We start from the raw sequence: 18,318 nt of genomic DNA on the forward strand, positions 1-18,318 counted from the left end.
TCCCCAGCGCTACTCGGACAGCGCCCGGGAGGCCGCGGCGCGGAGGTCCCGCGCCAGGGCCGCCTCGGCCCGCTGGTCGGTGCGGACGACGACCACGCGCGGGCCGCCCAGGCCCAGGGCGTCGGTGAGCTCCTCGGCCGTCGCCACCCGCGTCGCGGCCCAGCCGAGTGCGGTGGCCACCGCCACCAGGTCGCGGCCGTGCGGGGTGCCGAACACCCGCCGGTAGCCGTCGGCGTACCGGTCCTCCCCCGGTTCGAGCTGGGCGAAGATGCCGCCGCCGTCGTTGTCCGGCACGACCACGGTGAGGTCGGGGACGGGCTCGCCCTCGCCGGTCAGCAGCCCGGTCAGGTCGTGCAGGAACGTCAGATCGCCCAAGAGCGCGAACGCCGGTCCGCCGTGGACCAGCGCGGCGCCGATCGCCGTGGAGATCGTGCCGTCGATCCCGGCGACCCCGCGGTTGGCCACGACGGTGAGGTCCGCGCGCGGCACCGCCAGCCGGTCGACGTCGCGCACCGGCGTCGAGGAGCCGAGCACCAGCAGTGCCCCGGACGGCAGGGCGGCCACCACGTCGCGGGCGAGCCGGGCCGCGGTGAGCTCGGGTGCCGCATCGAGCACGGCGTCGACGGCGGCGCCCGCGCGATCGGCGGCCTCGGACCACGCGCGCACCCACGCCTCGTCCCCGGCCTCGTCCCCGGCGTCGTCCCCGGTGGCGCCGGCGAGGGTCGACGCCACCCGGGTGCTGCTGCGCACCGCGTCGGCCCACCGCGGGACGGCGCTGACCGTCGCCACCGTGACCGCCGGGTCGGCGAGCAGCGCGTTGACCGGCCGGGACAGCGTCGGGCGGCCGACGACCACCACGTGGTCCGGGCGGTGGGCGGCCAGCCAGCCGTGATCCCCGAGCAGGAGGACACCGCCACGCAGGCTGCGGCCCCAGGACGCGCTGCTGGGCTCGGCGACGACCGGCCGGTCGACGTCGGCATCCAGCGGGCCGTCACCCCCGATCACCAGGGTGCGGGGCGCCAGGCGGTCGACCGTCGCCCCGTGGTCAGGGGCCGGGTCGGCCGCCGTCCACGGCGCGCCGTCCGGTCGGCCGGCCCACGGGCCGTCCAGTTCGGCGACACCGTCGTCACCGGGCATCAGCGGGTCGCGCAGCGCCAGGTTGAGGTGCACCGGGCCCGGGTCGCCGGACAGCGCCCCGAGGGCGGTGACCAGCGCCTTGGCGGTCAGCGAGCGCCAGTAGCGGTTCTGCACCGCCTCGCGTCCGGACTCGGGCACGCCGACGTCGGCCGCCCAGCGCACCGCGCCGCCGTAGAGCTGCGCCTGCTCGATGGTCTGGTTCGCGCCGGTCGAGCGCAGCTCCGGCGGCCGGTCGGCGGTGAGCGCCAGCAGCGGCACGCCCGCGGCGTCGGCCTCGAGGACCGCGGCGTGCAGGTGCGCGGCCGCCGTCCCGGACGTGGTGAGCACCGGCACCGGGCGACCCGACGCCCTGGCCAGGCCGAGCGCCAGGAAGGACGCCGTCCGCTCGTCGATGCGCACGTGCAGCCGCAGCCGGCCGTCCCGCTCCGCGGCCGCCAGGGCCAGCGCGACCGGCGCCGAGCGGGAGCCCGGCGCCAGGACGGCGTCGGTGACCCCGCCGCGCAGCAGCTCGTCGACCAGCACGCGGGCGAAGGCGGTCGAGGGGTTCACGCGGCGCTCACCGCGGCCATGCGGGCGGCCCAGCGCTGCGCCACCTCGGGGTCGGCGGCCACCGCCTCGATCCGGTCCGGTTCGGGGCGCACGACCGGCAGTGCGCCGTCGACCGGGAGCAGCGGGGTGCTCGACACGTCGTCGGTGAACAGCGCGACGGTGGCCAGCCCGCAGGCGAACGGCAGCTCGGGCAGCGCCGCGGCGAGCGCCACCCCGGCGGCGATGCCGACGGAGCTCTCCAGCGCCGACGAGACGACGCACGGCAGGCCGTGGGCCTCGGCGACGCGCAGCGCGGCACGCACCCCGCCCAGCGGCTGCACCTTGAGGACGACGACGTCGCCGGCCTCGCGCAGGTCGACCGTCAGCGGATCGGCCGAGCGCCGCACCCCCTCGTCGACGGCGATCCGGACGTCGATCCGGCGGCGCAGCGCGGCCAGCTCCGGCAGCGTCGCGCACGGCTGCTCGACGTATTCCAGGCCGACGGCGGCGTCGAGTGCGCGGATGCGGGCGACGGCGGTGTCCACGTCCCAGGCGGCGTTGGCGTCCACCCGCACCGCACCCGCGGGGCCGAGCGCGTCGCGCACCGCCTCGACGCGGGCGAGGTCATCTGCCTCGGACTGCCCCGGCTCGGCGATCTTCACCTTCGCGGTGCGGCAGCCCGACGCCGCCACGATCGCGTGCGCCCGCTCGGCGTCGACCGCCGGCACGGTGACGTTGACCGGCACGGAGTCGCGCAGCGGGGCCGGCCACCCGACGGTGGCGGCCTCGACGGCGGCGGCCCACCACCGGCGGCTCTCGGCGACGTCGTAGTCCCAGAACGGCGAGAACTCGCCCCATCCGGCCGGTCCGCGCAGGAGCACGCCGTCGCGCACGTCGATGCCGCGGAAGCGGTTCCGCATGGGGAACGAGTAGACCCACGCCTCCAGCGCCGGGCCGTCGCCGATCGCGGGGTTCGGGATCATGGCCGACAGCCTAGGAGGGTGCCGCCGTACGCTCGACCCTCGTGGCCCGGCACCTCTCCCTCGTCCCCGCCGCCGAGCTGACGCAGGCCGACGTGCGCGCGGCGCTCGCCGGTGACCGGCCCCTCGCCGTCCTGCCGGCCGGGCCGCCCGCAGCGGTCGACGCCGCCCGCGCGGTGCTCCGCGCCGACGAGCTGCTCGAGGACGGCGCGGACCTCGTGGTCGTCACCTCCGGGTCCACCGGCACGGGCCGCGGCGTGCTGCTGTCCGCGGCCGCGGTGCGGGCGTCGGGCACCGCCACCCTCGACCGGCTCGGCGGTCCGGGGAGCTGGCTGCTCGCCCTGCCGGTCTCGGCGATCGCCGGGCTGCAGGTGCTCTGCCGCAGCGAGCTGGCCGGCCGCGAGTCCGCCGTCCTGGGCAAGGGCGAGGACCTCGCCGCGGCGGTCGCCCGGATGCCGGCCGGCGACCGCCGCTACACCGCCCTGGTGCCCACCCAGCTGGTCCGCTTCCTCGACGCCGAGCCCGACGCGCTGCGCAGCTTCGACGCGGTGCTCGTCGGCGGGGCCGCCACCGACCCGGCGCTGCTGGCCCGCGCCCGGGCCGAGGGCGTCCGCGTGGTCACGACCTACGGCATGACCGAGACCGCCGGCGGCTGCGTCTACGACGGCGTCCCGCTCGACGGCGTCTCCGTCCGCGTGACCGAGGGAGGCATCGAGCTCGCCGGGCCGGTGCTCGCGTCGGGCTACCGGCTGGACCCGGAGGGCACGGCGGCCGCCTTCGCCGACGGCTGGTTCCGCACCCGCGACGCCGGCAGCCTGGCGGACGGCCGGCTCACCGTGCTCGGCCGCCTGGACGACGTCGTCATCACCGGCGGGGTGAACGTGGCGCCGGCGGCGGTCGAGGCGGCGCTGCGCGAGCACCCCGGCGTCGCCGATGCCGTCGTCGTCGGCCGCCCGGACCCGGAGTGGGGGCAGCGGGTGCTCGCTGCCGTCGTCCCCGCCGGGGACCGCACCCCGGAACTGGCCGAGCTGCGCCGCTGGGTCACCGAGCGTCTCGGCGCGCCCGCAGCCCCGCGGCAGCTGCACGTGCTCGACGCCGTCCCGACGCTGCACACCGGCAAGCCCGACCGCCGCGCCGTCGCGGCCCTGATCCCGGAGGTCTGAGTTGGCCACCCCCGCCCAGTGGCTGGCCGGCGCCCGGCCCCGCACCCTGCCCGCCGCGCTCGCGCCGGTGCTCGTGGGCACCGGCGCCGCCGCCGCGCTCGACGGCTTCCGGCTTCCGGCGGCCCTGCTGGCGCTGGTCGTCGCGCTCGCCCTGCAGGTGGCGGTCAACTACGCCAACGACTACTCCGACGGCACCCGTGGCACCGACGCCGACCGGGTCGGGCCGATGCGGCTCGTGGGCTCGGGCGCCGCCTCGCCCCGCGCGGTGCTGGTCGCCGCGCTGCTGTCCTTCGCCGTCGCGGCGGTGGCCGGGCTGGCCCTGGCGGCGCTGTCCAGCTGGTGGCTGATCGCCGTCGGCGCGGTCTGCATCCTGGCCGCCTGGACCTACACCGGCGGGCCGATCCCCTACGGCTACCGGGCGCTGGGCGAGGTGTTCGTCTTCGTCTTCTTCGGGCTGGTCGCCGTCGTGGGCACCACCTACGTGCAGACCCGCACGCTGCCCGGGCTCGCCTACGCCGTCGCGGTGCCGATCGGGCTGCTCATCGTGGCGATCCTGGTCGTCAACAACCTGCGCGACATCGACGGTGACGCCGTGGCCGGCAAGCGCACCCTCGCGGTGCTCCTGGGCGAGCGCGCGACCCGGTACGCCTTCGCCGGCCTGTTCGTCGTGGCGTTCGGCGTCGTCGTCGCGGTGGGCGTCGTCCGGCCGGAGGTGCTGATCACCCTGCTGGCGGTGCCGCTGGGCATCCCCCCGGTGCGGACGGTGCTCACCGGCGGGCGCGGCCCGGCGCTGATCGGCGCGCTGGCCGGCACCGGCCGGCTCACCCTGGTCACCGGCGTACTGCTCGGCGCCGGCCTCGCACTCAGCTGACGGTCAGGACTCGTCACCGTTGAGCCGGGCGCGGAACTGCTCCTTCTCCGCGCGGCGGGTCGCGCCGCGGGCGACGAGCGCCTCGCTGAGCCGCTCGCGGGAGGGGCGCAGCGCGAAGTAGGCGATCGGCATCGACAGCAGCAGCCCGAACAGCGCCCCGGAGAAGAAGTCCAGGCCCGCCATCCACAGCAGCAGGGTGATCAGGACGAAGATGCCCAGCCGGCCGATCGTGTGGACCACCAGCCAGGGCAGCACCTTGGGCGGGGTCGCCGGGCCGCCGGTCGGGCCGGCCGGGGGCACGGGAGCCCCTGCGGTCTCGTTCTCAGCCATGCCGGCCCTCCCACTTCGTCGACAGCACCACGGTGGTGCGGGTGCGTGCCACGCCCCTGATCCGGTTCAACGCGTTGACGGTGGCTTCGAGTGCCGGGATGTCCGCCACACGCACCTTGAGCACGTAGCCCTCGCTGCCGGCCACCCGCCAGCAGTCCTCGATCCCCGGCACCTCGCGCATCGCGGCCTCGAGACCGGTGTCGTCCACCGAGTCGCTCTCGATGACCCCGATGAGCGCGGTGACGTCCAGGCCGACCGCGCCGGGCTCGATGACCGCGCGGTAGCCGGTGATCACGCCCGCCGCCTCGAGCTTGCCGACCCGCTCGTGCACGGCGGGCGAGGAGAGGCCCACCTGCCGGGCGAGCTCGGCGTAGCTGGCCCGGCCGTTGGCCCGCAGCAGCTCGATCAGGTGCCGGTCCACGGCGTCGATGGCGTTGTCTCCGTCCTCGTGGCGCCCGGTGCCCGGGCCGCCCGCGATCTTCTGGTCGGCACCGAGTATCGCCGCGGACGTACGCTGGTCGGGGACGAGGGGGTGGGACCATGGTCTTCGTGGTGGTGCTCGTGGTGGCGATCGTGGTGATCGCGCTGGTCATGCGTGCAGCGGCCAACCCGGGCGGTGGCGGTCCGCGCACTCCCCGGCCGCCTCGGCGTCCCCGGCCGCAGCGGCCCACCCGGCCCCTGGCGCCGGACGACGACCCGGAGTTCCTGCGCGAGCTCGAGCGCCGCGCACGCCGGGACGACGGCAGCCCGGCCTGACCTCAGGCGGCGGGGGGAACCCCGAACAGCCGCCGCCACCCGCGCCGGCGCGGGGCCGTGCCGACGGAGGCCGCTGACCGGTCCGCTCCGCCGCCCGTGCGCTCCTGCGGATGGCCGTCCCCGTCCCGGTCCGGGCGGGCGTCGTCCGGCCAGCCCACCGGGCTCCCGCCGCCCGGCGGCGGCTCGGGCCAGCCGGTGCTGCCGCCGCGCTCGGGGGCGTCCGCGTCGTGCGCGGCCCCGGCGACACCGGAGCGGCGGGCCAGCGCATCGGCCACCAGTGGGTGCACCGTCGCGTCGTCGGCCGCCGAGTGCTTACCCACGGTGACCACTCCCGGACTGCGGACCTGACGTCATGCCTGCATGGAAGCACGCGGGTCGGACATCGTCACGGAGCAGGCTCCCTCCGCCCGGAACGTCCCTCACTACGAGTGACGGTCCGGGTCATCCCCGCGCAGCGGTCACTCGACCCCGGCGTAGCTGTGCAGGCCGCTGGAGACGAGGTTGACGAAGGTCAGGTTGAACACCATGACGACCAGGCCGACGACGTTGACCCACGCCGCGGGCCGCCCGCGCCAGCCGGCCGTCGTCCGGGCGTGCAGGTAGGCGGCGTAGACGACCCAAGCGATGAACGACCAGGTCTCCTTCGGGTCCCAGCCCCAGAACCGGCCCCAGGCGCTCTCGGCCCAGATGGCGCCGGCGATGACCGCGAAGGTCCAGATCGGGAAGCCGAAGACGGCCGTGCGGTGGGACAGCCTGTCCAGCACCGACGACGCCGGCAGCCGGGAGACCAACCCGGTGCCGCGCTCCTCGGCGGGCTTCTGCTCGTCCTTGCTGCGGACCAGGTAGAGCGCGCTGGCGATACCGCTGACCAGGAAGATGCCGAAGCCGATGATGGCGGCGGTGACGTGGATGGCCAGCCAGGCCGACCGCAGCGCGGCGACCAGCGGCCCGCCCTCGACGTAGAGGAACAGCCCGATGCCCACCATGCCGAGCACGACGGGGGCGAGCACGAAGACGCCGATGTGCCGCAGGGCCGGCGAACGCAGCGCCAGCACCAGGTAGGCGACGACCGCCACGAGCACGACCGCCGTCCCGAACTCGTACATGTTGCCCCAGGGCAGCCGGTCCAGGGCGAACCCGCGGCAGACCAGCACGCCGGCGTGGGTCAGCGCACCGACAGCGGTGAGGGCCATGGCGAGCGTGCCCCAGCGCTGCGCCCGGCGCGGCGTCGACAGGTCCTCGGCGGTGCCGGCGGGCGCGTCCGGAGCGGCCCCGCCACCGGCGGGAACGAGCTGGCGCGCCGCGGGACGCCGTCCGAAGGCCAGCTGCGCGCAGAAGGCCACCAGCGCCACCGAGTACAGCGCGACGCTGATCGAGAAGAAGGTGTCCGACAGGTCGAGGAGCGACTGGTCAGGAGTCACGCGGGGAGACCTCCGGTTGCGATGCGGTGCGGGCGGCGAGCGCGGCCCTCAGATCGTCGGTGAGGGCGGCGAACCGTGGGGCGCTCTCGCTGCTTCCCCGCGTCAGCGAGGCCAGCGTCAGCACGGTACCGCCGCCGTCGGGCGCGGGGGCCGGCCGGGCGAACACCCGTTCCCGGCGGAGCAGGAGCAGGCCGAGCAGCCCGGTGAGCAGCGAGATGGCCGACACCAGCACCCACACCTGCCCGGGGTCGTGGGAGTACTGGAGGGCGGCGAACTCCTTGAAGCCGGCGAAGGTGATGACCGTGCCGTCCTCGAGGGTCATCGAGTCCCCGAGCGAGAGGTTCGCCGCGCCCGCCTCGCTCAGCCGGCCGCGCTCGATCTGGCTGGCGTCCAGCGAGTACACCGACTGCGGCAGCCCGGAGTCCAGCCCGAGGTAGCCCTGGTAAGCCACGACGGCGACCTTCGGGTCCAGCGGACGCGGGTCGATCGACGTGAGGATGCCGCCCTGCACCAGCCCGGTGGGTGCGAAGAAGCCCTCCAGGGCCAGCTGCCGGTCGCTCCCGCCGCCCACGTCGGGGAGCTTGAGCGCGCCCTCGCTGGCCATCGTCGTCGGGTCCGAGGGCAGGAAGGGCACCGTGACGTCGGTGAACTCCTGCCCGTCGGGCAGCGTCACGCTGAAGGTCGGGCTGAAGCCGTGCCCGGTGAGGTAGAGCCGGTCACCCTCGGAGCGCAGCGGGCTGTTGACGCCGATCATCGTCGTCCTGCCCTCCTCGCCCGGAGCGCCGTAGCGGATGTCGGCGGTGAACGACGAGGCGGTGAGGTCGGGCTCGTACTCGGCCTGGAACCCCTCGAGGTCCACGCAGACCGGGGACAGGTCGCCGCTGTCGATGAGGGGGCCGGACGAGTAGGTGTCGTACTGCTGGAAGGAGTTGCAGAACCCGTCGCCCTCGGTGACCAGGATGCTGCCCTCGTAGCCCCAGAGCTTGCCGCCGGCCAGGCCGAGCAGCAGCGCGATGAGGGACAGGTGGAACAGCAGGTTGCCGGTCTCCTTGAGGTAGCCCTTCTCGGCCGACACCTCGGGGCCGTGCGCGCCGTCGCGCCGCACGACGCGGTACCGACGGACCCGCAACTCCTCCTCCACCACGTCGAGCGCGGCGGTGGCCGGCAGCGCCGTCGCGACCTCGCCCGAGTCGGGCAGACGCAGCAGGTTCCGCGGCGCCGGTGGCGGAGCCGAGCGCAGCGCGCGGAAGTGCTCGACGGCGCGCGGCAGCACGCAGCCGATCAGCGAGATGAACAGCAGCAGGTAGACCGCGGCGAACCACGGCGAGCTGAAGACGTCGAACAGGTAGAGCCGGTCGAGCACCGGGGCGAGGTCGGGGTGGTCGGCGAAGTAGCCGCGGACGTTGGCCTGCGACAGCGAACGCTGGGGCAGCAGCGAGCCGGGGACGGCGGCCAGCGCGAGCAGGAACAGCAGCACGATCGCCGTCCGCATCGCGGTGAGCCGGCGCCACCACAGCAGCAGCTGGGCGGCGATCCGGCGGCCGACGGACGGGCGCGCGGGCGGCGGCGGGGCGGCGGCCTCCCGCGCCGGGGCGGTGGTGGTCACAGCGAGGTCTCCGCGAATCCGCTCGTGGCCAGCCAGGAACGCAGCCACTCCATCATCTCGGTCCAGGCGCCGGTGAGCAGCAGCAGCCCGACCAGCACCAGCACCGCCCCGCCGAAGCGGGTGACCGCCTGCGCGTGCACGCGGAGGAAGGTGGTCGCCCCGACGGCCCAGCGGGCGCCGAGCGCGACGAGGACGAACGGCACGCCGAGGCCGAGGCAGTAGGCCAGCCCGAGCAGCGCCCCGCGGCCCGCGGTGGCCTCGGCGAAGGCGAGGTTCTGCACGGCGGCCAGGGTCGGCCCCAGGCACGGGGTCCACCCGAGCCCGAAGACGACGCCGAGCAGCGGGGCGCCGGCCAGCCCGACGGTGGGCCGCACGGTCATCCGCTTGGTGCGCTGCAGCAGCGGCAGCCAGCCGAGGAAGCCCAGGCCGACCAGCACGGTGACCCCGCCCATCACCTGGGTGATGACCTGGTTGTGCACCAGCAGCAGCCTGCCCAGCCCGCCGAACGCGGTGGTGATGGCCACGAAGACGGCGGTGAAGCCGAGGACGAACAGCACCGAGCCGAGCACCATGCGCCCGCGCGGGGCGCGCTCGTCGGTGCGCACCGCCGTCGCCGTCCCGCCGCCGGTGGGTGCGGGAGCCGGTGCCGGAGCCGTGGCCGTCGTCATCCGGGCGCCGGAGCCGACCAGGCCGGTGACGTAGGAGAGGTAGCCGGGCACCAGCGGCAGCACGCAGGGCGAGGCGAAGCTGATCAGGCCGACGAGGGCCGACACCGCGAGAGCGACCAGCAGCGGGCCGTCGGTGACCAGGCCGGCGAACGTCTCCCCCACGTCAGCCCTCCTCCGCCATCAGCAGGTCGAGGACGCCGCGCAGGTCGTCCTGCCGCACCGCGCCGGTGTACACGACGGCGACCCGGCTCTGCCGGTCCAGCACGATGGTGGAGGGGATGGCGCTGGCCGGGTAGTCCCGGAACGCCAGGGCCACCTCGCCGCGCGGGTCGTCCAGCGACGGGAACTCGATGCCGAAGTTCTCCTCGAAGGCGCGCGCGAGCTGGTCGGTGTCCTTGACGTTGATCCCGAGGAACTGCACGCCCCGGTCGCGGACCTCGGCGTAGACCTCCTGGAACTCCGGCGACTCCACCCGGCAGGGCGCGCACCAGGAACCCCAGAAGTTGATCACCGCGACGTCGCCGGCCAGCTCGGTGGAGGAGAACTCCGCACCGTCCAGCAGGGTGCCGGAGAACTCCGGCGCGGTGGCCCGGTCGTCGGCGGGGATGACCTCCCCGCGCGGGGTGCCCTCGACGAACCGGAACTCGCCCCCGTTGTTGACGTCCACCGCGCCGTCACCGGTGGTGCAGCCGGTGAGCGCGAGCGCCACGGCGGCCAGGGCCAGGAGGAGCCGCCTCATGCGCCCGCCACCGCGTCGGAGGGGGTGGCGCCGGCGGGCTCGGCGTAGGTGACGCCGGCGAACCGGTCGCCGTCGTAGGTCACCGAGGTCACGCTGGCCAGCGCGCACTCGCGGCGGCGCGGGTCGTGGAGGTAGCTGCGGCCCTCGAGGTGCAACCGCATCGTCCAGATCGGCAGCTGGTGGCTGACCAGGACGGCCTCGTGCCCGCGGGCGGCGTCCCGCGCGGCCTCGACCGCGCCGAGCATCCGGGCGGCGATCTCCACGTAGGGCTCGCCCCACGAGGGCTGGAACGGGTTGCGCAGCTTCCACCAGTTCCGCGGCGCCCGGAAGACGCCGCCGGCGCCGCCGACGACCATGCCCTCGAAGGCGTTGCCGGCCTCGATCAGCCGGTCGTCGGTGCCGATCGGCAGGCCGGTCGCCTCGGCGAGCGGGCCGGCGGTCTGCTGGGCGCGCTCCAGCGGGCTGGAGACCAGGTGGGTGACGTCGTGCCCGGCGAACCACTCCGCCGCCGCGACCGCCATCGCCTCACCCGTCGCGGAGAGCCGGAACCCGGGCAGCCGGCCGTAGAGCACCTTGCCCGGGTTGTGCACCTCGCCGTGCCGCAGCAGGTGCACCGTCGTCGTCTCGCTCACGGGGTGGCCTCCGCGGCGGCGCGGGCGGCGGCCGGCAGCGCCTCGAGCACGCGCTCGAGGGCTACGCCTGCGAGCTGCGCGTTGACGAACCACGACTCGAACGCCGACGGCGGCAGGTAGACCCCGCGGGCGAGCATCGCGTGGAAGAAGGCCGTGTACCGGAAGGCGTCCTGGCTGCGGGCGTCGTCGTAGTTGCGCACCTGCCGCTCGTCCGGCACGAAGAAGATCGAGAACATGTTGCCGGCCTGCTGCACCCGGTGCGGCACCCCGGCCGAGAACAGCGCGGCACTCGCCGCGCCGCGGAGCATCGCGGCGACCTCGTCGCAGTGCGCGTAGACCTCGTCGGTGCAGTGCCGCAGCGTGGTCAGCCCGGCGGCGACGGCGACCGGGTTCCCCGACAGCGTGCCCGCCTGGTAGACCGGCCCGGCCGGCGCGAGGTGCTCCATCAGGTCGGCGCGGCCGCCGAACGCCGCCGCGGGCAGCCCACCGCCCATGACCTTGCCGAAGGTGAACAGGTCGGCGTCGACCGGGTCGAGGCCGTACCAGCCCGACCGCGACACCCGGAAGCCGGTCATGACCTCGTCGAGGATCAGCAGCGCGCCGTGCGCGGCGGTGATCCGGCGGAGTGCGGCGTTGAAGCCGGGCTCCGGCGGGACGACACCCATGTTGCCGGCGGCCGCCTCGCTGATGACGCAGGCGATCTGCGCGCCGCGCTCGGCAAACACGGCCTCGACGGCGGCGACGTCGTTGTAGGGCAGTACCACGGTGTCCGCGGCCGCCCCGGTCGTGACGCCGGGGGTGTCCGGCAGGCCGAGGGTGGCCACCCCGGAGCCGGCCGAGGCCAGCAGCGAGTCGACGTGGCCGTGGTAGTTGCCGGCGAACTTCACGACCAGCGGGCGGCCGGTCACGCCGCGCGCCAGGCGGACCGCCGACAGCACCGCCTCGGTGCCGGAGTTCACCAGCCGGACGCGCTGCGCCGGGGCGACCCGCGCGCGGATCTCCTCGGCCAGGTCCACCTCGCCCTCGGTGGGCGCCCCGAACGTCAGGCCGCGGCGCGCGGCGGCGGTGACGGCCTCGACGACGGCGGGGTGCGCGTGCCCGAGGAGCAGCGGGCCCCAGGAGCCGACCAGGTCGACGTAGCGCCGCCCGTCGGCGTCGGTGATCCAGGGACCGGACCCCTCGACCATGAACCGCGGGGTGCCCCCGACGGCCTGGAAGGCGCGGACGGGTGAGTTCACCCCGCCGGGGGTGACGGCGCGGCCGCGGGCGAAGAGCTCCGCGGAGCGCGGGGCCTCGTAGGGGTAGGGCGGGCTGTCCGGCGAGGTCACGACCCCAGTGTCCCTTCTCTTCCTGGGTGCCCGTCGGAGGCGTCGGACACAGCCGCGAGCAGGGCCGCGCGCAGAGCCGCCGGATCCCGCGTCGGCACCAGCACGGTGCGCCCGTCGCGCACCCGCAGCGGCAGCCCCGACCGGCCGGGCGGGAGCGTCCAGCCGCCGCCCATCACCGGGGCGCCGGCGTCCACGCCGCCCTCGACGGCCGCCAGGTGCGCGACGTCGACGTCGGCCAGCGGGACGACGTCGGGGCCGACCGCGAGGCCGTCGCCGTCCACCCGCACCGTCCAGACCCGGCGGGCCGAGAGGCAGCCGACCCCGACCGCCCCGAGGACGGTGACCACCGTGAGCGCCCACAGCCACGGCGGGACGTCGGGGCCCGGCAGCGCCAGGTCGAGGACGGCGAAGAGCCCGAGGGCCCCGGCGACGATCCAGAACGGTCGCCAGGAGCCCCCGGGCTCGACGTAGGTCATGTCAGCCGCGGGCCAGCCAGCGGGCGGCCTCGACCGCCCAGTAGGTGAGCACCTGGCCGGCACCGGCGCGGCGGATGGCGACCAGCGTCTCGAGGATCGCCCGCTCGCGGTCGATCCAGCCGTTCGCCGCGGCGGCCTCGACCATCGCGTACTCGCCGCTCACCTGGTACGCCGCGACCGGCACGGAGACCGCGTCGGCGACCTGGCGGACGATGTCCAGGTAGGGCAGCGCCGGCTTGACCATGACGGCGTCGGCACCCTCGGCCAGGTCCTGCGCCACCTCGCGCAGCGCCTCGGCGGCATTGGGCGGGTCCATCTGGTAGGTCGAGCGGTCGCCGAACTGCGGTGCGCCCTCGGCCGCCTCGCGGAACGGGCCGTAGAACCCCGAGGCGTACTTGGCCGCGTAGGCCAGGATCGGGATCTCGGAAAACGCGGCGCTGTCCAGCCCGGCGCGGATGGCCGCGACCTGCCCGTCCATCATCCCGCTGGGCGCGACCAGGTGGGCGCCGGCCTGCGCCTGCGCGATGGCCACCGCCGCGTACCGGTCGAGCGTCGGGTCGTTGTCGACGACGCCCGCCGGCGTCACGACGCCGCAGTGCCCGTGGTCGGTGTACTCGCACAGGCAGAGGTCGGCCATGAGCACCAGCTCGTCACCCAGGTCGGCCCGGAGCTGCTGCAGCGCGACGTTCACGATGCCGTCGGCGGCGTCGGCCTGCGAGCCGACCGCGTCCTTCTCGGCCGGGATGCCGAACAGCATCAGCCCGCCGATGCCGGCCTCGGCCGCCTCGTGCGCGGCCTTGCGCACCGAGTCCAGCGAGTGCTGGACGACGCCGGGCATCGAGCCGATCGGCACCGGCTCGGCGAGGTCCTGCTTGACGAACACCGGCAGCACCAGGTCGGCCGGGGCCACCCGGGTCTGCGCGGTGAGGCGCCGCAGCGCGGGCGTCGACCGGAGCCGCCGCCCCCGGGCGAACCCGGGAGCGGCGCCGCCTGCACGGTCGGTCACTTGCCCTCGCCGTCCTCCGACTCGCGGAGCGACAGGGCGTACTCGGCCAGGGCGTCGACCAGCGGGGCGACGGCGGCCGTCTCGGGCTGCACGTCGACGCGCAGGCCGAACTCCTGCGCGCTGGCGGCCGTGGCGGGGCCGATCACGGCGACGACGGTCTTGGCGTGCGGCTTGCCGGCGATGCCGACCAGGTTGCGCACGGTGCTCGACGAGGTGAAGCAGACGGCGTCGAAGCCGCCGCCCTTGATCGCCTCGCGGACCGACGCGGCCGGCGGAGCGGCACGGACGGTGCGGTAGGCGGTGACGTCGTCGACCTCCCAGCCGCGCTCCACCAGCCCGGCGGCGAGCACCTCGGTGGCGATGTCGGCGTGCGGCAGGAGCACCCGGTTGATGGGGTCCAGCACGTCGTCGTAGTCGGGGAACTCGGCCAGCAGGCCCTGGCTGGACTGCTCGCCGTTCGGCACCAGCTCGGGCTGGATGCCGAACGCGCGCACCGCGTCGGCGGTCTGCTCGCCCACGCAGCCGACCTTGACGCCGGCGAAGGCGCGGGCGTCCAGGCCCAGCTCGGCGAACTTCTCGCGCACGGCCTTCACCGCGTTCACCGAGGTGAAGACGATCCAGCCGTACCGGCCGGTGACCAGGCCCTTGACCGCGCGGTCCATCTGCGCGGGGCTGCGCGGCGGCTCGACGGCGATGGTCGGCACCTCGACCGGGACGGCGCCGTAGGCGCGCAGCCGGTCGCTCATCTCGCCGGCCTGGTCCTTGGTGCGGGGCACCAGCACGCGCCAGCCGAACAGCGGGCGGCTCTCCCACCACGACATCCGGGCGCGCTTGTCGACGGCCGCACCGATGGTCACCACGAGCGGGCCGGTGAACGAGTCCAGCCCGGCCGCCTTCTCGGCGACGGCCGTCAGCTTCGAGACGACGCTCTTCTGCGCCGTCGACGAGCCGCCGGTGGTGACGACGACGGGCGTGCTGCCGGACAGGCCGCCCTCGACCAGTCGGGCCGCGGCGTCGGGGAGTTCCTCGACGGTGGCCCGCAGCACCAGGGTGCCGCCGGTCGTCGCGGTGGCCGCGGCCAGCGCGGCCAGGTCCACCCCGCTGCGCAGGTCGGCGGTGAGCGCGGTGCTGCCCGGGGCGACGCCCGCGAAGGCGGGCACCGCGGTGGCCGGCGCGACGCCGGGCACCACGTCGAAGCCGATGGAGGTGCGGCCGACGGCGAGCACCTCCTTGACGGCGGCGTCGTCGGTGTAGGGGTCGCCGGCGACCAGCCGGACGATCACCGCGCCGCCCTTGGCGGCCGTGACGGCCGACTTGGCGATCTCGGCCGGCTCACCGCTCACCGGGACGAGCTCGGCCGCGGGGTTGATCCCGCGGACGGCGTCCTGGACGGCGACCGGTACGTCGACGTCGACGAGGACCTGAGCGGCCTCGGCGATCGCCGCGGTGGCGCGTGCGGTCAGCATGCCGGGGTCACCCGGTCCGGCGCCGACGAAGACGACCCGGCCGGTGCTGCCGACGGTCTTGCGGAAGCGCGTCATCGCGTGCTCCTGATCCTGGCCCTGAGGGCCTTTGTTGCTGGGTTCTGGGGGTTCGGCGTGGTCGAGCGCGCGATCACGAGGTGATCGCCATGAGCTCGACCGCGCCGCGGTCGAGCAGTTCCTCGGCGAGCGCGCGGCCCAGGGCCGCGGCGTCGGCGAGCGGGCCGGTGGAAGAGCCGCGGACGCCGTCGCTGCCGTCGATCGCGGTCACCGAGGCGCGCAGGAACAGTTCGGGGCCGTCCTCGCCCTCGGCCACCTCGGCGTAGGCGGCCACGGGGGCGCTGCAGCCGGCCTCGAGCGTGGCCAGCGTCGTCCGCTCGGCGAGGACGCAGGCGCGGGTGCGCGAGTCCTCGAGCCGGCCGAGCAGCTCGCGGGTGCGGGCGTCGCTGGTGCGGCACTCGACGGCGAGCGCGCCCTGCGCCGGCGCGGGCAGCACCTGCAGCGGGTCGAGGGTCTCGGTGATCTCGCCGGCCCGGCCGAGCCGGGACAGCCCGGCCCGCGCGAGGACGACGGCGTCGAGGTCGCCCGGGCCCGTCGCGGAGCCGGCGACCCGGCCCAGCCGGGTGTCGACGTTGCCGCGGATCGGCACGATCTCCAGGCCGAGCCCGAGGGCCCGCAGCTGGGCGACACGGCGGGGGGCGCCGGTGCCGACCTTCGAGCCCGCGGGCAGCTCGCCGAGGGTGAGGCCGTCACGGGCGATCAGCGCGTCGCGCGGGTCCTCGCGGGGCGGGACGGCGGCGAGGATCAGGCCGGGCGCGGGCGCGGTCGGCAGGTCCTTGTAGCTGTGCACCGCCAGGTCGATCTCGCCGGCCAGGAGCGCGTCGCGCAGCGCGGTCACGAAGACGCCCGTGGTGCCCATCGACGCGATCGCGGCCTGCGACCGGTCGCCCTCGGTGGTGATGTGCACCAGCTCCACCGGATGACCGGTGGCGGCGGTGATGGCGTCGGCCACGCCCTGCGACTGGGTGTGCGCCAGCGCGCTGGCGCGGGTGCCCAGCCGGAGGACGGCGGTGCTCTTCTCGGCGGGGGCGCTGAGGGTGGTCACGCCGCACCTCCGGCGCGCTCGGGGTCGACGGTGACGGCGTCGGCCAGGCTGGCGACCTCGCTCGCGACGTCGGCGTCGATGCCCAGGCCGAACAGCGCACGCAGCGCGCCGGCGTAGTCGGTGCCGCCGGGTACGGCGGCCAGTTCCTTCACCCGGACGGTCGGCTCGTGCAGCAGCTTGTCCACGACCCGCCGGACGGTGCGGGCGATCTCCTGCCGCGAGCGGGGGTCGAGGTCGGGCAGGCGGGTGGAGAGCCGGAGCAGCTCGGCGTCGACGACCTCGGCGGCCTGGGTGCGCAGGGCCGAGACCGTGGGGGCGACGGCGGCGGCCTGCTGCTCGGCGCGCAGCAGCGTCGTCTCGGCCTCGATCATCGCGTGCGCGGTGGAGATGTCGTCGGCGGCGACCGGGCCGAGGGAGCCGTCGCCGGACCCGCGGGCGGCGACGCGCTCGCCCTGGAGCAGGGCGAGGTCGACGACGTGCACGCCCGGCAGCGCGGCCACACCCGGGTCCACGTCGCGGGGCAGCGCGAGATCGACCACGGCCATGGGACGGCCCCCGCGGCGCTGCATCGCCATGGCCACGGCGTCGGTGCTCACCACGATCCCGGAGGCGCCGGTGCAGGAGATCAGCACGTCGGCGTGCACGAGCTCCTCGTCGGCGTGGACGAGCTCGATCGCGCGGCCACCGAGCGTGGTCGCCAGCCGCCGCGCGGAGGCGTGGGTCCGGCTGCCGATGACGACGTCGGCGCCGCGGCGGGCCAGCGTGGTCGCGGCCAGCGCGCCCATCGACCCGGCGCCGACGACGAGCGCCCGGCGGCCGGAGAGGTCCCCGATGCGCGCCTCGGCGCGGTCCAGCGCGACGGACACCAGCGAGGCGCCGGCCCGGTCGATGCCGGTCTCGGAGTGCACCCGCTTGCCCACGCGCAGGGCGCGCTGGGCGATCGGGTGCAGGGCCCGCCCGACGGTGCCCTCCTCGCGGGCGAGGGCGTAGGCGGCGCGCAGCTGGCCGAGCACCTGGGTCTCTCCGACGACCATCGAGTCGAGGCCGGCGGCGACGGTGAACAGGTGGGTGACGGCCTGGTCCTCGTAGTGGACCGTGACGTAGGGGGAGAGCTCCTCGACCGAGGCCCCGGCCTGGCGGGCCAGCACCCGGCTCACGTCGGTGACGCCGCCGTGGAAGCGCTCCACCTCGGCGAAGACCTCGATGCGGTTGCAGGTCGCGAGGACGAGCGCCTCGGCGACGTGGTCGCCGTCGACGAGCTCGTGCAGGGCCTTGACCCGGTCGACGTCGCTCATGGCGAACTGCTCGAGCAGCGCGACCGGCGCGGTCCGGTGGCTGATGCCGACTGCCAGGAGGCTCATGCCGATTCCCCCACGCTCGCGGTGCCGGCAGCCGCGGGCACCCGCTGCTGGCCCAGGAAGGCCAGCACCTGGAGCTCCACCGACAGGTCGACCTTGCGGACGTCGACCCCGGCGGGGGCCGCGAGCGGAACCGGCGCGAAGTTCAAGATGCTCCTCACCCCGGCGGCGGCCAGCCGGTCGCAGACCGACTGGGCCACCTCGGCCGGTGTCGTGATGACCCCGATGGAGGCGCCGGTCGCGGTGACGACGTCCTCGAGGTCGTCGAGGGCGCGCACCTCCAGGTCGCCGATGCGCTGGCCGATCCGGGTGGGCGAGGCGTCGAACAGCGCCACGAACTCGAACCCCCGGGTGCCGAAGCCGGCGTAGTCGGCCAGGGCCGAGCCCAGGTTGCCGATGCCGACCAGGACGCAGGCGCGGGCGCTGCCCACGCCGAGGACGCCGGTGAGCCGGTCGCGCAGCGCGCCGACGTCGTAGCCCACGCCGCGCACGCCGCAGGGGCCCAGGTGGGAGAGGTCCTTGCGCAGTCCGGCGGGGTTGACCCCCGCGGCCGAGGCGAGCTCACCGGAGGAGACGGTGCTCCGGCCGCCGTCGGCGAGCGTGGTCAGCACCCGGAGGTACACGGCCAAGCGGGCGACGGTGGCCTCCGGGATGGACCGGGGCCGCGGCTGCATCAACGGGCTCTCCCACAGCGGCCGCACCCGAGGACCCGGTGTGGACCGGGCGGGGCGAA

General features: G+C 75.7%; 20 protein-coding genes. 3 read left to right on the forward strand and 17 right to left on the reverse strand.

The window, feature by feature from the left end; all coding sequences use genetic code 11:
• Window positions 1-9: 9 nt before the first annotated feature.
• Window positions 10-1,686, reverse strand: coding sequence for a 2-succinyl-5-enolpyruvyl-6-hydroxy-3-cyclohexene-1-carboxylic-acid synthase (gene menD, locus CRP29_RS09225; RefSeq protein ID WP_097194700.1), 1,677 nt, complete (start codon window positions 1,684-1,686; stop codon window positions 10-12).
• Window positions 1,683-2,648: an o-succinylbenzoate synthase gene (locus CRP29_RS09230; RefSeq protein WP_097194701.1), complete on the reverse strand. Its 966-nt coding sequence runs from the start codon at window positions 2,646-2,648 to the stop codon at window positions 1,683-1,685. Before CRP29_RS09230 ends, menD begins: the two co-directional genes overlap by 4 nt.
• A gap of 41 nt (window positions 2,649-2,689) precedes the next feature.
• Here CRP29_RS09230 and menE point away from each other — a divergent pair, with 41 nt between their 5' ends.
• A complete protein-coding gene (menE, locus tag CRP29_RS09235) occupies window positions 2,690-3,808 on the forward strand; it encodes an o-succinylbenzoate--CoA ligase (RefSeq protein WP_097194702.1) in 1,119 nt (372 codons plus the stop codon).
• Window position 3,809: 1 nt separating this feature from the next.
• Complete coding sequence (locus CRP29_RS09240; RefSeq protein ID WP_097194703.1) at window positions 3,810-4,679, forward strand: 1,4-dihydroxy-2-naphthoate polyprenyltransferase; 870 nt, start codon at window positions 3,810-3,812, stop codon at window positions 4,677-4,679.
• Window positions 4,680-4,682: 3 nt separating this feature from the next.
• Here CRP29_RS09240 and CRP29_RS09245 read toward each other — a convergent pair whose 3' ends face one another.
• Together CRP29_RS09245 and CRP29_RS09250 are read right to left on the reverse strand one after the other, a co-directional pair.
• A complete protein-coding gene (locus tag CRP29_RS09245) occupies window positions 4,683-5,009 on the reverse strand; it encodes a DUF4229 domain-containing protein (RefSeq protein WP_097194704.1) in 327 nt (108 codons plus the stop codon).
• The gene (locus CRP29_RS09250; RefSeq protein ID WP_217991508.1) at window positions 5,002-5,430 is read right to left on the reverse strand and encodes an Lrp/AsnC family transcriptional regulator; all 429 of its coding nucleotides are present in this window, start codon (window positions 5,428-5,430) and stop codon (window positions 5,002-5,004) included. The genes CRP29_RS09245 and CRP29_RS09250 overlap by 8 nt, the downstream gene beginning before the upstream one ends.
• A 119-nt stretch (window positions 5,431-5,549) precedes the next feature.
• Between CRP29_RS09250 and CRP29_RS09255 the strand changes: the two genes are divergently transcribed.
• On the forward strand, window positions 5,550-5,765 hold the full coding sequence (locus CRP29_RS09255) for a hypothetical protein (RefSeq protein ID WP_097194705.1): 216 nt from the start codon (window positions 5,550-5,552) through the stop codon (window positions 5,763-5,765).
• A gap of 2 nt (window positions 5,766-5,767) precedes the next feature.
• Here the strand turns inward: CRP29_RS09255 and CRP29_RS09260 are convergent, their stop codons facing one another.
• From CRP29_RS09260 to CRP29_RS09320, 13 genes are all read right to left on the reverse strand, one after another.
• Window positions 5,768-6,085, reverse strand: coding sequence for a hypothetical protein (locus CRP29_RS09260; protein ID WP_141437096.1), 318 nt, complete (start codon window positions 6,083-6,085; stop codon window positions 5,768-5,770).
• Between the two features lie 138 nt (window positions 6,086-6,223).
• Window positions 6,224-7,186 carry a c-type cytochrome biogenesis protein CcsB gene (gene ccsB, locus CRP29_RS09265; RefSeq protein ID WP_097194707.1) on the reverse strand — a complete coding sequence of 321 codons (963 nt, stop codon included), beginning with the start codon at window positions 7,184-7,186 and terminating at the stop codon, window positions 6,224-6,226.
• Window positions 7,176-8,792 (reverse strand): cytochrome c biogenesis protein ResB, encoded by a 1,617-nt coding sequence (gene resB, locus CRP29_RS09270; protein ID WP_097194708.1) that lies wholly within the window; start codon window positions 8,790-8,792, stop codon window positions 7,176-7,178. The genes ccsB and resB overlap by 11 nt, the downstream gene beginning before the upstream one ends.
• Window positions 8,789-9,622, reverse strand: a complete 834-nt coding sequence (locus CRP29_RS09275) for a cytochrome c biogenesis CcdA family protein (protein ID WP_097194709.1) — start codon at window positions 9,620-9,622, stop codon at window positions 8,789-8,791. The genes resB and CRP29_RS09275 overlap by 4 nt, the downstream gene beginning before the upstream one ends.
• Before the next feature lies 1 nt (window position 9,623).
• On the reverse strand, window positions 9,624-10,199 hold the full coding sequence (locus CRP29_RS09280) for a TlpA family protein disulfide reductase (protein ID WP_097194710.1): 576 nt from the start codon (window positions 10,197-10,199) through the stop codon (window positions 9,624-9,626).
• On the reverse strand, window positions 10,196-10,831 hold the full coding sequence (locus CRP29_RS09285; protein ID WP_097194711.1) for a histidine phosphatase family protein: 636 nt from the start codon (window positions 10,829-10,831) through the stop codon (window positions 10,196-10,198). The genes CRP29_RS09280 and CRP29_RS09285 overlap by 4 nt, the downstream gene beginning before the upstream one ends.
• Window positions 10,828-12,159, reverse strand: coding sequence for a glutamate-1-semialdehyde 2,1-aminomutase (gene hemL, locus CRP29_RS09290; protein ID WP_097194712.1), 1,332 nt, complete (start codon window positions 12,157-12,159; stop codon window positions 10,828-10,830). Before hemL ends, CRP29_RS09285 begins: the two co-directional genes overlap by 4 nt.
• Complete coding sequence (locus tag CRP29_RS09295; RefSeq protein ID WP_097194713.1) at window positions 12,156-12,635, reverse strand: hypothetical protein; 480 nt, start codon at window positions 12,633-12,635, stop codon at window positions 12,156-12,158. The genes hemL and CRP29_RS09295 overlap by 4 nt, the downstream gene beginning before the upstream one ends.
• Before the next feature lies 1 nt (window position 12,636).
• Window positions 12,637-13,641, reverse strand: coding sequence for a porphobilinogen synthase (hemB, locus tag CRP29_RS09300; RefSeq protein ID WP_097194714.1), 1,005 nt, complete (start codon window positions 13,639-13,641; stop codon window positions 12,637-12,639).
• The gene (locus CRP29_RS09305) at window positions 13,638-15,182 is read right to left on the reverse strand and encodes a bifunctional uroporphyrinogen-III C-methyltransferase/uroporphyrinogen-III synthase (RefSeq protein WP_097194715.1); all 1,545 of its coding nucleotides are present in this window, start codon (window positions 15,180-15,182) and stop codon (window positions 13,638-13,640) included. The genes hemB and CRP29_RS09305 overlap by 4 nt, the downstream gene beginning before the upstream one ends.
• Before the next feature lie 73 nt (window positions 15,183-15,255).
• Window positions 15,256-16,227: a hydroxymethylbilane synthase gene (hemC, locus tag CRP29_RS09310; protein ID WP_097194716.1), complete on the reverse strand. Its 972-nt coding sequence runs from the start codon at window positions 16,225-16,227 to the stop codon at window positions 15,256-15,258.
• Window positions 16,224-17,588, reverse strand: a complete 1,365-nt coding sequence (locus CRP29_RS09315; RefSeq protein WP_097194717.1) for a glutamyl-tRNA reductase — start codon at window positions 17,586-17,588, stop codon at window positions 16,224-16,226. Before CRP29_RS09315 ends, hemC begins: the two co-directional genes overlap by 4 nt.
• On the reverse strand, window positions 17,585-18,259 hold the full coding sequence (locus CRP29_RS09320; protein ID WP_176522884.1) for a redox-sensing transcriptional repressor Rex: 675 nt from the start codon (window positions 18,257-18,259) through the stop codon (window positions 17,585-17,587). Before CRP29_RS09320 ends, CRP29_RS09315 begins: the two co-directional genes overlap by 4 nt.
• Window positions 18,260-18,318 lie beyond the last annotated feature (59 nt).

The organism is Blastococcus aggregatus (genome assembly GCF_900221005.1).
GTDB classification, from domain to species: Bacteria; Actinomycetota; Actinomycetes; order Mycobacteriales; family Geodermatophilaceae; genus Blastococcus; species Blastococcus aggregatus.

Bases quoted from the DNA above. Each gene is read 5' to 3' on its own strand.
- CRP29_RS09230 (WP_097194701.1), bottom strand. From the start codon at position 2,648: ATGATCCCGAACCCCGCGATCGGCGACGGCCCGGCGCTGGAGGCGTGG.
- CRP29_RS09245 (WP_097194704.1), bottom strand. From the start codon at position 5,009: ATGGCTGAGAACGAGACCGCAGGGGCTCCCGTGCCCCCGGCCGGCCCG.
- CRP29_RS09255 (WP_097194705.1), top strand. From the start codon at position 5,550: ATGGTCTTCGTGGTGGTGCTCGTGGTGGCGATCGTGGTGATCGCGCTG.
- CRP29_RS09280 (WP_097194710.1), bottom strand. From the start codon at position 10,199: ATGAGGCGGCTCCTCCTGGCCCTGGCCGCCGTGGCGCTCGCGCTCACC.
- CRP29_RS09295 (WP_097194713.1), bottom strand. From the start codon at position 12,635: ATGACCTACGTCGAGCCCGGGGGCTCCTGGCGACCGTTCTGGATCGTC.
- CRP29_RS09305 (WP_097194715.1), bottom strand. From the start codon at position 15,182: ATGACGCGCTTCCGCAAGACCGTCGGCAGCACCGGCCGGGTCGTCTTC.
- CRP29_RS09315 (WP_097194717.1), bottom strand. From the start codon at position 17,588: ATGAGCCTCCTGGCAGTCGGCATCAGCCACCGGACCGCGCCGGTCGCG.
- CRP29_RS09320 (WP_176522884.1), bottom strand. From the start codon at position 18,259: ATGCAGCCGCGGCCCCGGTCCATCCCGGAGGCCACCGTCGCCCGCTTG.